The organism is Vibrio sp. 397 (genome assembly GCF_033339395.1).
GTDB lineage: Bacteria > Pseudomonadota > Gammaproteobacteria > Enterobacterales > Vibrionaceae > Vibrio > Vibrio alginolyticus.
This window is the reverse complement of the sequence record NZ_JAWOUN010000002.1, coordinates 14421-34318: the sequence shown is the minus strand read 5'-3', so window position 1 is coordinate 34318 and position 19898 is coordinate 14421. Positions and strand designations below refer to the sequence as shown.

Genomic DNA, 19898 nt, shown 5'->3' with positions numbered 1-19898 from the left:
GAAATAAAAGTATAGATGCGCTTCGTTTAGCGCATTTAGTATTGTTTTAACAATAACTTAAGGAAGAGCGATTATGCACCTTAAAAACGGCAACGCAGTGAAAAACGTGTTCACACTAAGCACACTCACCGCTTCTTGTCTTATGGCCTTCAATAGCTACGCAGCAGTTGACTGTGCCCCTCTAGAAACTTGGCAATCATCAAAAGTTTATAACGGTGGCGACCAAGTTCAGCATGAAGGTAATGCTTATAAAGCGCGTTACTGGACGCAAAACAACAATCCAGCGCAATCTGGTGAGTGGGGCGAGTGGGAAACACTTGGCGCTTGTGATGGCACTGGACCGGTTGATCCACCTCAGAATGAAGTCCCGACGGTTACTCTGACATCGCCTTCTGCGTCGGCTTCTGTGACTGCGGGTGATGTTGTTAACCTAGCTGCAGATGCGGCAGATACTGATGGGACTGTTAGCAAAGTAGAGTTCTTTGTTGATGGTGTATTAGTTGGTCAGGCAACGTCTGCGCCGTATGCTGCATCGTGGACAGCAACTGAAGGACAGCACGAGTTCTCTACCAAGGCCTATGACGATGCAGGTGCCGTTAGTACGGCAAGTGTTGTGACGTTAACTGTGGCATCAGCGCAACCTGGTAACGAAGCGCCGACAGTGGATGTCGTGCTTTCTGCGAACTCTATTGACCTGGGTGGTTCCGTCACACTGACTGCAAATGCTACGGATGCGGATGGTACCGTTGCTAAAGTTGATTTTTATGTTGCAGGTGTGCTTGCTGGCACTGCTACAACAGCACCATACACGCTGGATGTAACCCCTTCACAAGCTGGCTCATTAAGTGTTTATGCGAGAGCAACCGATGATGCTGGAGCAACAGCAGATTCTGCACTTGCAACGTTAACGGTAAACGGCGGCGCAGTGACATCTAATTGTCGTCCTGATGGTCTTTATCAAACAACGGGTGTAGATGTTCCTTACTGTTCTATTTATGACGAAGAAGGCCGTGAGAAAATGGGGGCTGATCACCCACGTCGTGTAATCGGCTACTTCACCAGTTGGCGAGCAGGTGACGATCCACAATCGACTTACCTTGTTAAAGACATTCCTTGGGAACAACTTACTCACATTAACTACGCGTTTGTGAGCATTGGTTCTGACGGCAAAGTAAACGTTGGCGACGTAAATGATCCTAACAACCCTGCTACAGGTAAAACTTGGCCAGGCGTTGAGGTAGATCCTGCTCTTGGTTTTAAAGGTCATTTTGGTGCACTAGCAACTTACAAGCAAAAACATGATGTTAAAACGCTAATCTCGATTGGTGGTTGGGCTGAAACGGGCGGTCACTTCGATACGAACGGTGATCGTGTAGCTGATGGTGGCTTCTACACCATGACGACGAATGCGGACGGTTCTATTAATCATGCTAGTATTGAGAAGTTCGCAACTTCAGCCGTTGAAATGATGCGTCAGTACAAGTTCGATGGCCTGGATATTGACTATGAATACCCGACGTCAATGGCTGGTGCTGGTAACCCTTACGACAAAGACTTCATGGAACCACGTCGTAAGTATTTATGGGCGTCTTACCAAGAGCTGATGAAAGTACTGCGTGAGAAACTTGATGCGGCATCCGCGCAAGATGGCATTCACTATATGCTGACTATCGCAGCACCATCTTCAGGTTACTTGCTACGTGGGATGGAAACCTTCGATGTAACTAAGTACCTAGACTACGTAAACATCATGTCTTACGACTTGCATGGGGCTTGGAATGATCACGTTGGTCATAACGCGGCTTTATTCGATACAGGTAAAGACTCTGAGTTAGCGCAGTGGAACGTATACGGCACTGCTGCATACGGTGGTATCGGTTACTTGAACACAGACTGGGCTTACCATTACTTCCGTGGTTCTATGCCAGCAGGTCGTATCAACATTGGTGTTCCTTACTACACCCGTGGTTGGCAAGGTGTTGCTGGTGGCGAAAATGGCCTTTGGGGCCGAGCGGCACTACCAAACCAAGCAGAGTGCCAACCGGGCACAGGTGAAGGTGAGAAGAACAACTGTGGTCACGGCGCTATTGGTATCGACAACATGTGGCATGATACCGACCCTAAAGGAAACGAAATGGGCGCTGGTTCTAACCCAATGTGGCATGCTAAGAACCTAGAAAACGGTATTTGGGGCTCTTACGCAGCTGCTTACGGTCTTGACCCTGTCAACGATCCTTCAGATAAGTTTGTTGGTACTTATACTCGTCATTACGATAGCGTTGCTGTGGCACCTTGGTTGTGGAACGCAGAGAAGAGCGTATTCCTATCTACGGAAGATAAAGCTTCTATCGAGGTGAAAGCCGATTACGTTATCGATAAAGAGATCGGCGGTATCATGTTCTGGGAACTAGCAGGTGACTACAACTGTTACGTACTGGATGCAAATGGTAATCGTACGGCAGTAGATGCAACTGAACAAGCTTGTGCGGCGGGTAATGGTGAATACCACATGGGTAACACTATGACCAAAGCTATCTACGACAAGTTTAAGTCTGCGACGCCTTACGGTAACAAAGTAGCTACTGGTCCAACACCAACTGAAGCAGTAGACATTACTGTTAGTGTTGGCGGCTTCAAAGTTGGCGACCAAAACTACCCAATTAACCCAAAAATCACGTTTACGAACAACACTGGTCAAGCGATCCCTGGCGGTACTGAATTCCAATTCGATATCCCAGTATCTGCGCCGGACAACGCGAAAGACCAATCAGGTGGTGGTTTGAAAGTGATTGCTTCTGGACATACTCGAGCAAACAACATTGGTGGCTTAGATGGCGTAATGCACCGTGTGTCGTTCTCTCTACCAGCATGGAAAGACTTGCCAGCGGGCGGCACTTACGAGCTTGATATGGTTTACTACCTACCAATCTCTGGTCCGGCTAACTACTCAGTGATTTCTGGTGGTAAAGAGTTTGCGTTCAAGTTTGAACAGCCAGATCTACCAATTGGTGATCTCAATGCGGGCACGGGTGGTGGTACCACTGAACCAGGTACGTGTGATACGACAGGTTTAGTGACATACCCAGCTCTGCCACAAACGGATTGGGCAGGTAATCCAAGCCACGCTAACCAAGGTGATAAGATCATCCACAACGGTGTGGTTTACCAAGCGAACTGGTGGACAGCGGCTGAACCGGGTACAGATGGTAGCTGGTCAACGGTATGTAACATCTAATTATTATGGATTATTTGTTATAGCCTAATGTTTACAGGCACTTAAACAAAAGCGCACGATGATTATCGTGCGCTTTTTTGTTGTGATAGTTTGTCGTTTAATCGAATTGGTAACTTTCGGGTATGACGACAATACCTTTGTCTGAGATTTTAAATCGCTTCGCATCTTCAAGTTTGTTGATGCCAATTTGAGTATGTGGCGGAATACGAACATGTTTATCAACTATGCAGTTGACCAACTGACTTCCTTCACCGACTTCTACGTCATCAAAAATGATGGAATCGACTACCGTTGCACTATCTTGAATGCGTACGTTAGAGGAGATTATGGAGTGCTGTACTGAGCCTCCGGAATTGATGACACCGGTAGCAATGATGGAGTTAATAAAAATGCCTTCATTACCCGTGGCCGACGATACAGTACGAGCTGGTGGAAACTGCGGCTCGTAAGTACGAATCGCCCAATTGGACTGATAAAGGTTCATTGGCGGCACAGGTTCTAGTAGATCCATATTCGCTTCATAGAAGGAGTCAATGGTACCCACGTCGCGCCAATAGCAATCTTTATCGACGCGCCCTTTACTGCCACAGAATTGATAAGCGTAAACGGATTCGGTATCAATCAGCTTAGGTATGATGTCTTTTCCGAAGTCATGGCTTGATGAATCGAGTTTTGAGTCTTCTTCAAGCGCTTCTTTCAAAACATCCATATCAAAGATATATATTCCCATAGAAACAAGGCTTCTGGTCGCGCTTCCAGGAAGAGTAGGTGGGGTTTCAGGTTTCTCTATAAACGAAGTAACGAGCCCGTTTTCTGCGGTGCCCATTACACCGAATGCTGAAGCATCCTCTACGGGAACATCCATACAGGCAACGGTGAGCTTAGCACCTTTCTCTTTATGCTCTTCAAGCATTGCGGCGTAGTCCATTCGATAGATATGATCGCCGGATAACACAACCACATACTTTGCATCGTTTCGCGATAGCAACCACATGTTGTGATAAATCGCATCGGCGGTTCCTTCATACCATGCACCACCTTTGCGCATTTGTGGTGGAACAGCAGTGATGTACTCGCCTAGCTCTGGATTGAATATCGACCAGCCGTCTCGTAAGTGTTTTTGAAGTGAATGAGATTTATATTGGGTTAAAACAAGGATCTTGCGTAAACCCGAATGTAAACAATTGGTTAGTGTGAAATCTATAATTCTATATTTTCCGCCAAAAGGTACGGCTGGCTTGGTTCTGTCATCGGTGAGTGGGCTGAGTCTAGACCCCATCCCTCCTGCTAAAATTACGGCAAGTGCGTCTTCCATAGTATTCCCTTTCCCTTTTCTGACATGCATCAAAACGGTGCTAACCTGAAGGAGGTGGTATGCAACGCAGAGGTTTTGAAAAGCATGTGCTAATGTGCTTATTAGTGAAAAGTCTACTACAAGAATCGAGCCATAGAATATCTCCTTAAAAATCAAGGAGGTTAAAATTTCACTGTAAGACAACTGCACCATATTAGTGAAGCGCTAAATCGCCCGTGCATCAAATTGGCGCAAAATTGTAGAAAGGAGAAGTCAACAAGTATGGATTTACAATGTAAAGTGGCGACAAAACAAGAAGATAAATAGGGTTTTCTAGCTTAATAACTATCGCCAAACAAGGCTTAGGGTTAGCGTCTTAACTCTAAAGGCCTAAAACAGGCGCGTTGATGTAAGGCAGGAGAGCTTTGTATCAACGATTCAAGAGTAGAAGGCCTGAGACAACTCTTTTCACAGTTGTTGAGAGTGAGTGGATAGGTAAGTAGACCACTCACTCAATGAATATGCTCACTTCACTGATAGCGATACGTTATCACTGCACTAAGAGAGACCGACGATATTTCCTTCATCATCAAGATCTAAGTTCATAAATGCGGGTTTATCAGGTAAGCCTGGCATCGTCATCACGGTACCAGATAATGCATAAACGAATCCTGCACCCGCACACAAGCGCAGCTCGCGGATTGGGACGGTAAAACCAGTTGGTGCCCCTTTGACTGCGGAGTCCGTGGTTATAGATAGTGGTGTCTTCGCGATGCAAACCGCTAAGTTGTTAAAGCCTAATTGCTCAAAATGTTTGAGCTGTTCAGTCGCGATAGGAGTCATTTCTATGTTGGTTGCTCCATAGCCCGCTTCACATACTGCCATGAGCTTTTCGAGTAATGATTGCTCTTTGTTGTATAACGGACAAAACTCTACAGGCGTGGTACACGCATCAATAACATGTTGAGCTAGTTCCGTTGCGCCTTGTCCGCCTTGCGAAAAAGCGGTGCTGATGGCTACTTTAACTTCGGGATTAAATTGGTGAATCAGATCTTCAAGAGCTTTAAGCTCTTTCACACAATCTTGTGGAAACTGGTTAATGGCAACGACAGCAGGTAAACCGTATTTATGAACGTTATTTATGTGCCATTTTAAATTTTCAAACCCAGCCTCCAATGCTGCTTGGTCCGGATTAAAAATGGAATCTGGAATAGCCATACCTGGTCGTAAATCGTAGTGTCCGGAATTCGCTTTGAGGCCGCGTAATGTTGCTACGATCACTACACAGTCCGGGGCTTTGTTGGCGGCAGCAGCTTTAATGTTACACGCTTTCTCAAATCCCATATCCGAACCAAAACCGGCTTCAGTTACCGTGTAACCTGACAGTTTTAGCGCAATATCGTCCGCGATAATGGATGAATTTCCATGGGCGATGTTTGCAAATGGACCTGCATGGATCAACGTAGGAACACCTTCTAGAGTTTGCATCAGTGTTGGTGCAATCGCCTCTTTTAGTGTTACTGCCATTGCTCCTGCAACTTGTAGATCTTCCGTAGTGACGGGGTTTCCGTTCAAATCGTACGCTACGACAATTTTCCCAATACGTTGACGTAAATCTTTTAAATCTTTGGCTAGTGCAATGATAGCCATTAACTCAGAAGCGGCTGAAATATCGAACCCTTCGTCACGCTCGAAACCATTGATGGTTTTTCCTGCATCATTGAGGCCAATTTTGACTTTACGTAGTGCACGATCATTATGGTCCATCACTCGTTTCCAAGTAATACTTGCCGTGTCGATTTTAAGTGCTCTTAACCCGGTGCGTGATTCAAAGGCATCATAACCCTCGCGTTGCTCATGGAACAAGCGAGCGTCAAGAGCGGCTGAAGCAAGGTTGTGCGCCGCTGTCACTGCGTGAATGTCACCAGTAAGGTGTAAGTTTAACTCTTCCATTGGAGCTACTTGAGAATAACCGCCGCCCGCTGCGCCACCTTTAATACCGAAGACGGGTCCCATCGAAGGTTGCCTTATACATGCAATAACAGATTGATTAAGCTTTGCTAAACCTTGCGCCAGTCCTATCGTCGTAACGGTTTTTCCTTCGCCAAGAGGAGTCGGCGTGATCGCAGTGACGAGTACAAGTTTACCGTCATCATTTGCTTTGAGTCGTTCCAAACATTTTGGGTGGACTTTGGCTTTGTGCTTCCCGTGAGTGTCATACTCTTCGGGCAATAGTCCTACTTTTTCCGCGATAACATCAATAGAAGAAAGTGGTGTGTTTCGGCAAATTTCGATATCTGACTGCATGGAGAATCCCCAAAGTGGCACACAGGTAGCGTTGAAAAACTACCTGAGTTATAACGAGTATTATTGTGAGGCAAAGGTCTGCTTGGTGATGGTACTGTTTCGGTTAGGCTTGTAAAGAGTTTACTGCTTCGTATTGTGCGACATACTAACAAAATCTACTCGTTACAGTGCTAGATAAAAACAAAAAGGCCACCAAATGGTGACCTTGATATATTTTCAGCTTTAAAGCTGTCGTTTTAACGATCCCAATAAGTCTCTTCTAAGCTATCTTCTCGTTCAGGAAGCGCTCGCGATAGGCGAGGAGAGTGCTGCGTCAACACTTCATAGCTTACTCGGTTTGCGTATTTACAAATCTGAGAAAGAGAGGAGTAGGTTAAGCATCGTACTTCGTGCTTTTCTGAGTTAGGCACTTCTTTTTGGTGGAAAGAGTTTGCTGCCATGTCATGCAGTAAGGCTGAAAGGGCTGCATCACCTGCACCATTAGTGTTCTTAATCTCTAATGGTCCACCAAGGTAAGGGCCGATGTGAGAGTAGACCTTCATTGGGTTTTGACAGTCTTCTTTACGCATCGCACGACTAAACTCGTACTGGTTAAAGGCTTCGAGGGAGCTTTCAAGGATGTCGTGTGTGGTTTCTCGTTTTACTTTCTCGTCGGTGTAACCAGCCATGTACAGACCATTTGGTCCTGCCGTACAAAGTACGAGATCAACCCATTCAAGTGCTTTATCAGCAGCTGCTAGCGGCTCTGTTTCACCTGTTAGCGCCGCACCTTCTTCTTCATTCATAGCGACAACAGAAATGTTTTCGCGAATGTATTCTTGCCACCACTGTGCGTTACCTTCGATAACGTACTTCGTCCCTAACGTAAGTACAACAGGGACATCGTGCTTCTTAGCAAAGTCGATCGCTCTTTGTACCGCTTTAGGCATTGGATCTTCTTCTTTACCACGCATTAGGTAAGAAGAAACAACCAGGGCTGATGCTTTCTCAAAGATCTCTTCAGGAATGCTTTCCGGAAGTAGTTGATTCATATGACCTTCGTTGATAGCAAATGTACGCTCACCGTCTTGAGAAATTAGGGTGTAGCAGCGACCAATAGGGCCATCTACCGTTTGTAAATGGTTAAGGTTCATGCGTGAAGACGTACGACAAAGGTAGCGATAAGCAAAAGAACCGACTTGAATGTTCTTAGACATCACACCGAGCAAAACGGATTTGCTATCGGCTAAAACTGAGTAGTTGTGAAGAGTATTGCCAATCGTGTCACCTGGGTATTGGTGTGTGATCAGGCCTTGCTCAACCAGTTCTTCGTAAAGAGCATCTGCTTTGCTTTCTTCAAGAACGAGCGAATGTCCTTTACTCAGGTTGTATTTCTCTAAAAACGCGTCATCTACACGTGCTTCGATATCTACAATGGTTTGACCGACACCAACAATAGTTGGGCGATATAGCTTAGGTGCCTGTCGGATTTGGTTTACTAATGGATCTCGAGCGTGAGTTGGGAAGTAGTGTTTAGATTTACGCTGACCAGGAAACTTCATGCTTGTTCTTGAGTGAGAAAAAAAAGAGGCGGGATTGTATCACAAAAAAATGAAAATCGTGGCGATTTATTACAAAGAAGTCTGCTCGCTGAAAAAATCAGCGAGCTGAGTAAATAGCAACCAAAGCAGCTGCAATTTATGACGCTTGTCGTATTGCAATGGGTTGTTTTTTAAACTTGTTGCTCAGCAGCGCCCGGAAAGAGCCTGCTCCGCGCTAACTAAATTTACCCCGTTACTTTTTCACTTCAGTTGGCTCAACGTAAGCCTTGGTACCCCAAAGTGGGACTGTCGAAAGGCTATGCTTAAAACTACCATCGGTCTCTTTTGTTGTATAAGACAAGTAGAGTAAGGTTTGGTTATCGGCATCATAAATACGGCGAACCTTCATTGTTTTGAAGAAAATGCTTTTTGACTTCTTAAATACAATTTCACCGGACTTACTCTTATCTATTTTTGCAATCATTTCCGGTGTGATTTCGCCAGTCTGACGACATGATATTGAGCTATCACTTGGATCTGCTAAGCTGAAATCCGCTTCGATAGAGGCGATGTGACATGTGACACCTGTTACCACCTCGTCTTTCAACTCACCGACTTTGATGTCTTTCAAAGTAAACCAACCGAGCCCCACGTCAGCAACATCGTTATCTGAACAACCAACTAGAGTAGTAGCAAGCAATGCACTTAACAGCATCTTTTTCATTATTTTTGTCCTTAACTAGGAAAGATATTGATGAAATCTATCAGAGGTTTGCACCTAAAACAAAATTTAGCCACGGAAAGGTCTATGTGCGCTAGGTTTGTTGCGGGCTTCATGCTAATGTACTGCTCTAAACGAAGGTATCAAGATGAATGAACAACAGTTAGCCAGTATCGAGCGTAAAAATACATGGCTGTATGATCTGGTCGAAGTTGAATTTCCGACACCAGAGAGTTTGAAAGGGCGCGATGTCTATTTCAAAACGCTAGAAAAAGCAACGTATCAAGTAGTCGACAAAGACACACTACTGGAAAGTGACTCTGAATTTAACCCCGACGATATTTTTCTGGTCGATTTTCATCGACTGACCATTATGTTCTCTATCTTGCAATCTCAGCGCTGGGAACAGCAGTATGATAAAGATATGATCATTGAATATCTGACACAGATTATCCTCACGCCAGATTTTGAATTATATGTTGGTTTTAAATCTGGAGTCCCAATTGGTGCTGCTATTGTTAGCCATCTCGAAGGAAATACACTCATCTCTGATGTTGCTGTTTCTGAATCAAAATACAAAAGCTCGTTTGTGGCTGATCTGGCTAAAAGACTAAGCACCGAGCAAAAACTGTTAGACTCAGTGGTTATCGAAAACTAACTTACACATCAATGTGCATAAAAAGTAAAGCAAGATGACGTTGGGTGATCTTGCTTAGAAAAACTGTAATTGCTCCCTTCTATTTCCATGAAATGCCAAGCTCGTCGTTTCAACAATCCCAAACTCAAATAAGATTAATCCAAACATTCTTAAAATCAGCTTGGGCTTGAGCCTTTAAGACGTCTGGAGATGGCTATGGCAATTACCAATATTAAGTGCGTGATATTTGACTGTGATGGTACGTTGGTCGACAGCGAAAGACTGTGTTGCCAAGCGCTCGTCAATGTATTTAACCAGCATGGGGCTGAGTTAACGATGGAAGAGTGCGTTTCTCACTTTAAAGGAGGAAAGCTCGCTGACATCCTTTTAGATACTAAAGAATTGAAAGATATCAAAGTCCCAATTGATGTTTTAGAGCCGCAATACCGAGAAGAAGTCCAGTCTCTTTTTGTGCGTCACTTACAGCCGATGGATGGCGCAAAACGATTAATTCAGTTTTTGGATTCGCATAATATCGAATATTGTGTGGCGTCTAATGGACCTAAAGATAAAATTGAATACGCTTTGGAGTTAACCGGTTTACTCGATGCTTTCCGAGGCAAAGTGTTCTCGGCATTCGATGCGAATAGTTGGAAGCCTGAGCCCGATTTAATCATGTACAGTGCTATGAGCATGGGCTTTTTACCAAGTGACTGTCTTTATATTGATGACACGCCTAAAGGAGTTGAGGCGGGACTAAACGCCGGTATCAAAACGATACAGTTATTTAATGGTGAAGCTATCAATCTTGTTGATGACGAGCGTGTAATTCGCATCCATCATTTAGATGAATTAAAAGAGCAGCTGTGTGGCTGCTCTGTTTGACCTATTAATGGCAAACCGGACTTAAGCTGTGGATGTGCTTAAGTTTAGACTGTAGGTAAGGCGTTTGATGTAGACATTGGATAGATGAGAAGTTTTTTGTATGAAATCCGCAAGCAGCGCATGTGAATTTCTCGCCATCCGATGAAATGAGATATTCATCTCCTTGGCAGAGTGGGCAGTTCAGGTTCTCTATGTCTTTTGTGTCTTTGTAATTATTCATATTGTTTTCCAGCAGCAAATTGGAATTGGCAAGATCAAGCATAGCGGAACGCTTTGTTTAAGAACATTATTTCATCGGGTACAGCGAGAACTTGAGATTCACTTCAAATATCCACTTGGATGTCGTAGAAAATATCGAAGGGAATAGTTGAACACGGTTTAAAGAAAAGGGCTCCTTAAGGAGCCCTTGTTGATCATAAGTTCCACAATGTTATGCGGTGCGGTAGCGTTGTAATATCTCACCAAGAGAAACGGAGGCTTGCGTGAGATTAGCGACGCCAGCGGTAGATTGCTCCGCCACTTCTCTGATTGTGCTTGATTGACTACGAATTTCTGAAAGTTCCGATGCAATATCGTTAGCAACTGCGCTTTGTTCTTCAGCAGATGTGGAAATCTGAATGCTCATGTCCATTAATGAGCGTGCTGACTCGGCAATAGAGGTAACATCATGGCCGATTTCATCAATAAGCTGGCTGCTGGTTTGAGCTTGCTGAACGGTTCGGTTGGTGATTGAAGCAATGTTCTGGCTCTCAATTTGAAGCTTCTCAATCATGGCTTGGATCTCTACTGTTGCCTGTTGAGTTCTGCTTGCTAATGTACGTACTTCATCGGCAACCACTGCAAATCCACGACCTTGTTCACCAGCACGGGCTGCTTCGATTGCTGCGTTTAGTGCCAACAGATTAGTTTGTTCTGAAATGGCGTTAATCGATGTGATCACGTCATTAATCTGCGTCGTATTCTCGTTTAAATTGGTTACTGACGTAGAGGCTTGTTCAATATAGCTAGATAACGTCTCTATCTCGCCAATCACGTTTTGTACACGGCTTCTGCTTAGTTCGATCTTCTGGGCATCTTGGTCTGACTGCGTCGTTGCTTGTTGAGAAATACTTGATACCTCCTTTGCAGAGGCTGTCATTTCTTCCATTGCCGTCGCGACTGAATCAAGCGTTTGATATTGATGAGATATCTGGGTTTCACTCAACTGCATATCTTTTTCGAATGCAGAAGATGTCTCGCTCAACATCGTTGCATTATTTTTAACACTATTAACCAGTTCACTTAAGGTATCCATAGACTTGTCTAGCGCACAGCCGATGGTACCGAATTCATCTCGACCTGGATGGAAACCAAGACGAGAGGTTAAGTCACCGTCACCAATTTTTTCGGTTGTTGTATATAAAACCCACAGAGCTCCTCCGATAAACGTTGCCACCCAGTAAGAGAATAGGGCAAAAGGAATAACCCATAAGAAGCTGAGTAATAGTGACGATAGAGCTGATGATTTTAACGATTCGTATTGTGTGGACACATTTTGAGTCAGCTTAATCACTTCCCCAGAATGCAACTTGGCATAAGCGGTGACAGACCCATCGACAAAAGAACTCTCGCTTACGCGGTTCGATTTCGATACGCCGTCAATTTCTGTAGCGCGGTTTGATTGAGCATCAACGATACCAGAAAGCTTCGCTTCGCTCGCCGAGATGGCTTGCTGCTCAAATTGTTGTATTTCATTGAAGTAGCGGCTTCCAGCCACTGAAGTGAGGGCTACTAAAAATAGTAGGAATATAACCCACATTTTGTCGTTGATAGACATCTTGATAAACAGCCTGTCTATCGTTCTAAACTCAACTTCTCTCATTTAAAGCTCCATTAGAGATAAAAGATATTGACCAAATCTATTGCTATATCGAAACAAAATATGCGAAGTTAATCAGCAAAATATGTAACGAATACTAAATTTAGTTTAAGAAATGAGATCTAAGGACGCCTATAACAGTATGTTATATCTTTAAATTGACATGAATGTTGATAAAAGAGTCATTTCTCTAAAGTGTTAAGCGGATATGAAATCTAATTGCAATCGTTTACTTTTGATTATGCTCATAGGTTTTTAAATCTTTACTTCTCGCTGTCATGAATGTGTCATATAAAGACTATAAAAAGGAGTTGCTGATGTGGATATGGCAAGAGTCAGGCCGTCAGCAAGTAAAAGCAAGAGAGCTTAAAATAAAGGAGGTCACAATGAGCGACCAACACCAAAACGATGAGAGCCTAGAGCTGCTAGATGCGCTTGAAATTGGCATTATCTTGTCGGAATACGTTGGCTCAGACAACGAAGCCGAATAGCGGAACACTCTCATCTCGTCGTAATTGACGTTATACTAGGTTCATGTCACACCAAGCCCTAGAGGCCAAAACTGGCGTCGAATGAACTTTCTAGCCCACCTGCATATCGCAGATCACAGTAACAGCCATTTATTGGGAAACTTGCTTGGAGACTTCGTAAAAGGAGATCCAAGCAAGCTGTATGAGCGCGATATCTCAAACGGCATCAGATTACATAGATTTGTTGACCGTATTACTGATCATCATCCAATCGTCAACGAATGTAAGCCTCATTTCACTGGTGTTGCGCGACGTTTTGCACCTATCGCTTTGGATATGTTTTGGGATCATTGCCTCGCAAAACACTGGAACGACTTTCATTCCGAGCCTCTCGAACACTTTGTCCAAACGGCATACGAGAGAGTAAACCGAGAGGTTCATGAACATTTGCCGCCACGTTTTTTGGTGCTCCACAGCAGAATGTGGCATGGCCGATGGCTTCAATCCTATCAAGATCTAGACAATATAGAATTTGCACTACATCGGATGTCGCAAAGAAGTCCTAGGATGGCAGACTTAACCACAACATTTAAAGTGATTGAAAGTGATTACACCGAATTAGAAGAGAAGTTCTCGTCACTTTATCGAGATGTTTTGCGTCAGTCGTATGATTTTCAGCAACAGCTTAATGACTCAACTCAATGAGACAGAAAAGTAGTATGGCTTTAGGGGCTCTGGTAAACTCTGCGCTCCAAAAATAATGAGGTTACACATGTCTGTTAATTTTGCTGATTTAGGCATCGAACAAAAGCTAATCGAGACGCTAGGCAATCTAAATATCGTGACGCCAACACCAGTGCAAGAAAAGTCAATTCCACACGTCCTTGCAGGAAAAAACTTACTTGCTGCTGCACAAACTGGTACGGGAAAAACGGCTACGTTTGGTTTACCTATCATACAAACCGTTCAGCAAAAGAAACTTAACGGCACACCTCAAGCATTGATTTTGGTTCCAACACGCGAGCTTGCACAGCAGGTATTTGATAATTTGAATCAGTACTCGGCAGAAACAGAACTTCGCATCGTGTGTGTTTATGGTGGTACAAGCATTGGCGTACAAAAGAGAAAGTTAGAAGAGGGCGCTGATATTTTAATTGCCACGCCAGGCCGCCTTTTGGATCACCTGTTTAATGGTAACGTAAACATCTCTAAAACCGGTATGCTCGTGTTAGACGAAGCCGACCGTATGTTAGATATGGGATTTTGGCCTGACTTGCAGCGCATCTTCCGACGTTTGCCTGCTGAGAAACAGATCCTATTGTTCTCTGCGACATTTGAGAAGCGAATCAAAACTATTGCGTATAAACTCATGGAATCGCCAGTTGAAGTCGAAGTTTCACCAGCAAATACGACTGCTGACACGGTAACACAAATGGTTTATCCAGTGGATAAAAAACGGAAACGGGAATTGCTAGCGTACTTAATTGGCTCGCGGAATTGGCAGCAAGTGCTTGTATTTACAAAAACGAAGCAAGGCAGTGATGAGTTAGCGAAAGAGCTCAAGTTAGATGGCATCAAAGCGGTTTCTATCAACGGTGATAAATCACAGGGCGCCCGCCAAAGAGCTTTGGATGAATTTAAACAAGGTAAGGTACGTGCTTTGATTGCAACCGATGTGGCAGCACGAGGGTTAGATATTCAAGAGCTAGAACAAGTCGTGAACTTTGATATGCCATTCAAAGCAGAAGATTATGTCCATCGAATTGGCCGCACTGGAAGAGCAGGAAAGTCAGGTTTGGCGGTTTCTCTTATGAGTAGAGATGAGGAGTACTTGTTGCAAGCTATCGAGAACCTGCTTGATCAACGCTTACCCCAAGAATGGCTGGCAGGTTTCGAACCAAGTCTTGTAGAAGAAGTTGAGCCTGAACAAAATGGGGGTGGGCGTCGTCGTAGTCGTTCATCTGAGAAGCGTAAGCTAAAAGCAAAATTGGCGATTCATAAGAATCGTGGTAAATCACGTAGCTCTCGCTAAACCGCGCAAACTTTTGTTCTTACATAGTCAGGCTGTTTTTGCCTCTTCATAGACGTCTAACGTTTGGGGGATAGCAAGTAGGTACCCTTGATACATATCGAAACCGAGCTTTTTCATTAAGCGAAGTTGATGCTCGGTTTCAATTCCTTCGATAACGGTTTTAGAGCATAACGCTTTTGCGAGTGATAATGCATCGTTAAGCGCTTTAAAATCACCGTTTTCATACCTTAGCAATAAAGAGCGATCCATCTTGATTATATCTGGGCAAACGCTTCTCACTCGCTCAGTTGTCGATGCATTGACGCCATAATCGTCAATCGCTAATTTAAATCCTTCAAGACTTAACTCCCGAGTAGCTTGAGACAAAGAGAGTTCATCCTCCACCTTCAATTCAAGTAACTCCATGACGATTTGTTCATTCATCAAATGCGATTCATAAATGGTTTGTTTTAGCAGTCGGTTATAAGTGACGTCTTTGACTAGTATCTCTGCCGCTACCGGTAATACATTGAGAAACAATTGTTTTGTGTGAAAGCGAGACTGAGAGAAATTTTTGATATGGATTAGGCGACTTAAGCGTTCAACATTGAGCAAATCTTGAGTGGGAGTCGCTTTGGATTGGAAAAACTGATCTGGCCTAACCATGGTGCCATTGGCATTGCTAATTCTTACCAGTGCTTCAAGGCCAACGATGGAAATATCGTTCTTATATATGGGTTGAAAGACACTGCGGAGAGTGAAGTTCGCGTATTTCGCAATATACTGCCCGTCGGCTTCTTTCCGGATGCAACTAAGTAGTTGCGAGATGCTCATCATTGTTACCACAACCTAAATCAATGTCTCAACATCAGCGTTATCGCGCTAATTTTTCTATTTCATTGGCAATGAATCTAAGTGTGCTCATTAACTCAAGCAAGAACGATGGTAATGGATGGGTAGTTTTGTCGAGTGATATCAAACAAATTGATGAAATAATTGATAATCTCAGCACTTCAATTTGATGCTACCATTGCAGTACGGCATACAACTGCAAATATTTTCTGACTAACTGCTGTTTGTTCGAACGCCGTAAAGGATGCCCAAACTTAATGTAACAAGGGCTAATACCGAATCGAGTGTCCAACGATTGCGTGAGTTGCGACTCGCTGGTGTACAGTGTGATTCCTTGTTCTGTGTATTCGTTGATCTGATCGGGTAGTTCACCCATCCACCAATGAAGCAATTCTCGGCTCGTTTTGCTGCGACTTATCCAATGATCGCAAACCAAAAAGAGTAGGTCATTAGGCTGTAAGGCATAGCCATATTCACTCTGCCATTCCGTAATTGATGAGAGTAAGTTTTCCCGGCAAGATTTTCCGGCACTGACCATATGGTGACTCAGAACCCAGACAGTGCCAATGTCGGATGAAATTCGATAGTGATGGGGAAGGTCTGGAGAATCCAACACTTCGATTGGCTTTATCACGCAGTTGTATCCAAAGTGACGAAAAGTATGTTCCATCCTTCTTGAAAACGCGAGACCAAGATGATGCTCACTCATGCCTTGGTTATGCACCGCAGGGTAATGCTTTTCACACAGCTTAAGACAGTCGTCTTGAAAATCATTAACACTTTGAATAACTAGGTCGAGTAGCAAAGAATATCCCTTAATAATTACAAAACGAACTGCAAAAGGTTAGCATAGTCTTTTGAGAATAGACTAATTTACTTCGGCAACTTCTTGATCTAAACACCAAATTTCTCACAAATGACCGTGTCTAATCTTTAATAGAACAACACGAAAGAAGCAGAAGTTGAACAAAAATTTGAAAGGGAAAAATGATAAAGCTAGAACGCGCACAAAAAGAGGCGCTGGCCACCGCCATTCAAGATTACATGCAAGACGAGCTAGATGTTGAAATTGGCCAGTTCGATAGTGAGTTTCTAATTGATTTTATTACAGAAAAACTAGGGCCAATTTACTATAACAAGGGTGTTGAAGATGCTAAGTTACTGGTTGAACGCAGAATGTTAGAAGTTTCCGAAGAGCTGTATGAGATAGAACAAGAAATTAAGCTGTAAGTTTCAGTTTTACAAACGATTTAAAGTTCCTTCAAAAAATTCGAACAACTTGATAGATACGGTACCATTGGCTGGATGTAAATGATGGTAAATAATCTGTTTCATATGACGTAAATAGGTTAATGTAGTGTTTCTTGCTCAGCATTAACTTAGGAATATATCTAGGAACTTGAGATGGATACACTGGTAAAGAATTACAACCTTACTGCACGCGTGATGCATTGGTTATCAGCGCTGTGCATTATTGGTCTATTTGCAGTGGGTTTGTGGATGGTCGACCTTAGCTATTACAGCGAATGGTATCGAACTGCGCCGCATTACCATCGCTCTGTCGGTATTTTACTCGCTATTTTAACTTTGGCACGCATCGTATGGAAACATGTGACGGCGTCACCAAAGGTAGAAGGCAAACGTTACGAAGTGCTTGCTGCTAAAGCAGCGCATGGTGTCATGTACCTACTATTGATCACCATCTTTGTTTCAGGTTACCTCATTTCAACGTCTGATGGACGCGGCATCGAAGTGTTTAATTGGTTCACCGTGCCAGGAGCGGGAGAGTTATTCCCAGGCCAATCAGATATTGCAGGTGAGATTCACTTCTATGCAGCTTGGGCAGTCATCCTGATTGCAGGCTTACATGCTATTGCTGCACTAAAACACCACTTTATCGATAAAGACAACACATTAAGAAAAATGTTAGGAGCTTCAAAATGAAAAAGTCACTTTTCGCTACAGGATTAGCTATCGCTATGGCACTGCCATTTGGTGCGCAAGCTGCAGATTATGTCATCGATACCAAAGGTGCTCACGCTTCAATCAACTTTAAAGTTAGCCACTTGGGTTACAGTTTCATCAAAGGTCGTTTCAATACATTTTCTGGTGACTTTTCTTTTGATGAAAACAACATTGCTGACTCAAAAGTAAATGTTGTTGTTGATACAACCAGCCTAGATTCAAACCATGCTGAACGTGACAAACACATTCGTAGTGGTGACTTTATCGATGCTGGTAAATACAGTGAAGCAACCTTTACGAGCACAAAAGTGGTTGATAAAGGCAATGGCAAACTAGATGTAACTGGTGATCTAACGCTACACGGTGTTACTAAGCCTATTACTATTGAGGCTGAATTCGTTGGTGCTGGCAGTGACCCATGGGGCGGCGAGCGCGCTGGCTTTGTTGGCAACACTCGCCTAGAGCTTGCTGACTTTGACATCCCAGTAATGGGTGCTTCAAGCTACGTCGATATGGAACTTCATATCGAAGGTATTAAGAAGTAATTAGTTCCTTTTAGATACACTAAAAGCGCTCTTCACTTGAAGAGCGCTTTTTTATTATCTTAATCACATCACTAACATCGATAAACCCGTCAGTGATAGCGATTGAAAGCCAATAGACGTTGTAAATGTTTAGCGAATTACGCTGTTTCTAACTCGCTTTTTTCCACTAGGTTTAAACGCTCACCAAAAATCGGGCGTAGTGCTTTTAATACTTCAGTACGAGTAACCACCCCGACCATCTGCCCATTTTCAAGCACAGGAAGCACTTGTGGCTTACTTACTTTGATACTTTTAGCGCGTTCTTCGAGAGACAAAGACGTCAAGCGAGTGGCAATACCCATACTGCTCGCTGGGTACAACTGCTCTTTATCGATACATAGGAATTCCACAACATCAACGAGGCGATCACCAGCGTCAATTGCGACCACATCTCGGCTCATGATGTCGACGACTTTTTGGTCTTTCACCGGAATGTAGTCCTCACACCATAGTTCTACCATCACATCGTGAGCAGAGAAGAAGCCAACTAATCGATTTTGTACGTCTACAACAGGTGCGCTAGTTACGTTGTTATCAAGTAACACATCCAGCGCGGCTGCAATTGGCGTTTCTGCACGAATGGTGACTGGTTTTTGGTTCATAATGTCTTTAACAAAAGAGGCATTTTTCATGGTGAAATCCTTAACTGACGACAGTGTTGTAGTTGTAGTGATAGAAGAAATATTCGCTGCTTTTAGTTCTGGTCGGCGAAAAATACACCAGTTTGAAAGGCCAACTAATACCGCTCCGCCGACGATGTTGCCAAGCGTGACAGGAATTAAGTTAGCGGTAATAAAGTGGCTAATGTTTAGGTCTGTGTATTGTGACGCGGGCACACCGACAGATGCCCAAAAAGATTCAGGTGCAAAATTCGCGATAACAATACCAAGTGGAACCATAAACATGTTCGCAACACAGTGCTCAAAACCGCTGCTGACAAACATTGCCACAGGCAAAATTGTCATTGCTGCTTTTGTCATTGCATTTGCAGAACTAAATGTCAGCCAAATCGCTAGGCAGACCAACAGGTTACAGAGAATACCGAGTGCAAACGCTTGAATGAGAGTGTGGTGAAGTTTGTGTTGTGCGATGTTAAGCGCATTTAATCCCCATTGACCGCCATCCATCTGATAAAGACCAGCAGCAGTAACCAGCGCAAGTAGGAACATCGCACCAATAAAGTTACCAACGTAAACTTTGCCCCAGATCGAAAGCATCTTACCGAACGAGATTTGCTTATTGGCCCAAGAAATACTGGATAGGACGGAGCTGGTAAATAATTCACCACCGCAGATCACTATGAGGATCAATCCCATGCTAAATGCGAGTCCACCAGCTAGGCGACTCAAGCCCCAACCAGCGCTCGTACTGCCGGTGGTCACTGTGATGTAAAACAAGAATGCTAACCCGATGAACGCGCCGGCCATAATGGCGAGGCTTAATGTCATACTGCTGGTTTTGTTTGCCTTACTTAACGCAAATTTTTCCGCTTCAACCATCATCTCTTTTGGAGAAAAATACTGGTGATTTTGAGAACTGGTCACCGCCATATTGACTCC

Annotated in this window: 17 protein-coding genes; 9 read left to right on the top strand and 8 right to left on the bottom strand. The window is 43.7% G+C overall.

Going from position 1 to position 19898, the window contains the following annotated elements; all coding sequences use genetic code 11:
• The first annotated feature begins 73 nt into the window (after window positions 1-73).
• Window positions 74-3235 (top strand): chitinase C-terminal domain-containing protein, encoded by a 3162-nt coding sequence (locus R7P36_RS03250; protein ID WP_318122010.1) that lies wholly within the window; start codon window positions 74-76, stop codon window positions 3233-3235.
• A gap of 97 nt (window positions 3236-3332) precedes the next feature.
• Here R7P36_RS03250 and glgC read toward each other — a convergent pair whose 3' ends face one another.
• The 4 genes from glgC to R7P36_RS03230 form a co-directional block, all read right to left on the bottom strand.
• Window positions 3333-4550: a glucose-1-phosphate adenylyltransferase gene (gene glgC / locus R7P36_RS03245; RefSeq protein ID WP_033906540.1), complete on the bottom strand. Its 1218-nt coding sequence runs from the start codon at window positions 4548-4550 to the stop codon at window positions 3333-3335.
• Between the two features lie 537 nt (window positions 4551-5087).
• Window positions 5088-6836 (bottom strand): formate--tetrahydrofolate ligase, encoded by a 1749-nt coding sequence (locus R7P36_RS03240; protein ID WP_104976103.1) that lies wholly within the window; start codon window positions 6834-6836, stop codon window positions 5088-5090.
• Between the two features lie 236 nt (window positions 6837-7072).
• Window positions 7073-8377 carry an inosine/guanosine kinase gene (locus R7P36_RS03235; RefSeq protein ID WP_005376376.1) on the bottom strand — a complete coding sequence of 435 codons (1305 nt, stop codon included), beginning with the start codon at window positions 8375-8377 and terminating at the stop codon, window positions 7073-7075.
• A 232-nt stretch (window positions 8378-8609) separates the two neighbouring features.
• Window positions 8610-9080, bottom strand: coding sequence for a CreA family protein (locus R7P36_RS03230; protein WP_005397614.1), 471 nt, complete (start codon window positions 9078-9080; stop codon window positions 8610-8612).
• A gap of 145 nt (window positions 9081-9225) precedes the next feature.
• Between R7P36_RS03230 and R7P36_RS03225 the strand changes: the two genes are divergently transcribed.
• Both R7P36_RS03225 and R7P36_RS03220 read left to right on the top strand, forming a co-directional pair.
• Window positions 9226-9735 (top strand): hypothetical protein, encoded by a 510-nt coding sequence (locus R7P36_RS03225; RefSeq protein WP_005376378.1) that lies wholly within the window; start codon window positions 9226-9228, stop codon window positions 9733-9735.
• A gap of 195 nt (window positions 9736-9930) precedes the next feature.
• Entirely contained in the window at window positions 9931-10599 is a 669-nt protein-coding gene (locus R7P36_RS03220; protein WP_017820949.1) for an HAD-IA family hydrolase, read from the top strand.
• Window positions 10600-11029: 430 nt separating this feature from the next.
• On the opposite strand, the gene R7P36_RS03215 is transcribed toward R7P36_RS03220, so the two are convergent.
• A complete protein-coding gene (locus R7P36_RS03215; RefSeq protein ID WP_213899976.1) occupies window positions 11030-12460 on the bottom strand; it encodes a methyl-accepting chemotaxis protein in 1431 nt (476 codons plus the stop codon).
• A 314-nt stretch (window positions 12461-12774) separates the two neighbouring features.
• On the opposite strand from R7P36_RS03215, the gene R7P36_RS03210 reads away from it, so the two are divergent.
• The 3 genes from R7P36_RS03210 to R7P36_RS03200 all read left to right on the top strand — a co-directional run bounded on the left by R7P36_RS03210 (window position 12775) and on the right by R7P36_RS03200 (window position 14959).
• Entirely contained in the window at window positions 12775-12948 is a 174-nt protein-coding gene (locus tag R7P36_RS03210) for a hypothetical protein (RefSeq protein WP_318122051.1), read from the top strand.
• An 81-nt stretch (window positions 12949-13029) separates the two neighbouring features.
• A complete protein-coding gene (locus R7P36_RS03205; protein ID WP_005376382.1) occupies window positions 13030-13632 on the top strand; it encodes an ACP phosphodiesterase in 603 nt (200 codons plus the stop codon).
• 67 nt (window positions 13633-13699) lie between these two features.
• Entirely contained in the window at window positions 13700-14959 is a 1260-nt protein-coding gene (locus R7P36_RS03200; RefSeq protein ID WP_213899977.1) for a DEAD/DEAH box helicase, read from the top strand.
• A gap of 27 nt (window positions 14960-14986) precedes the next feature.
• On the opposite strand, the gene R7P36_RS03195 is transcribed toward R7P36_RS03200, so the two are convergent.
• Complete coding sequence (locus tag R7P36_RS03195; RefSeq protein WP_104976099.1) at window positions 14987-15775, bottom strand: EAL domain-containing protein; 789 nt, start codon at window positions 15773-15775, stop codon at window positions 14987-14989.
• A gap of 187 nt (window positions 15776-15962) precedes the next feature.
• Window positions 15963-16595, bottom strand: coding sequence for a hypothetical protein (locus R7P36_RS03190; protein ID WP_005376385.1), 633 nt, complete (start codon window positions 16593-16595; stop codon window positions 15963-15965).
• Between the two features lie 182 nt (window positions 16596-16777).
• Here R7P36_RS03190 and R7P36_RS03185 point away from each other — a divergent pair, with 182 nt between their 5' ends.
• The 3 genes from R7P36_RS03185 to R7P36_RS03175 all read left to right on the top strand — a co-directional run bounded on the left by R7P36_RS03185 (window position 16778) and on the right by R7P36_RS03175 (window position 18300).
• Entirely contained in the window at window positions 16778-17020 is a 243-nt protein-coding gene (locus tag R7P36_RS03185; protein WP_042520836.1) for a DUF2164 domain-containing protein, read from the top strand.
• A 174-nt stretch (window positions 17021-17194) separates the two neighbouring features.
• On the top strand, window positions 17195-17734 hold the full coding sequence (locus tag R7P36_RS03180; protein WP_025767789.1) for a cytochrome b: 540 nt from the start codon (window positions 17195-17197) through the stop codon (window positions 17732-17734).
• Window positions 17731-18300 (top strand): YceI family protein, encoded by a 570-nt coding sequence (locus R7P36_RS03175; RefSeq protein ID WP_017634178.1) that lies wholly within the window; start codon window positions 17731-17733, stop codon window positions 18298-18300. Before R7P36_RS03180 ends, R7P36_RS03175 begins: the two co-directional genes overlap by 4 nt.
• Window positions 18301-18437: 137 nt before the next feature.
• Here R7P36_RS03175 and focA read toward each other — a convergent pair whose 3' ends face one another.
• Complete coding sequence (gene focA / locus R7P36_RS03170) at window positions 18438-19889, bottom strand: formate transporter FocA (RefSeq protein ID WP_213899978.1); 1452 nt, start codon at window positions 19887-19889, stop codon at window positions 18438-18440.
• Window positions 19890-19898 lie beyond the last annotated feature (9 nt).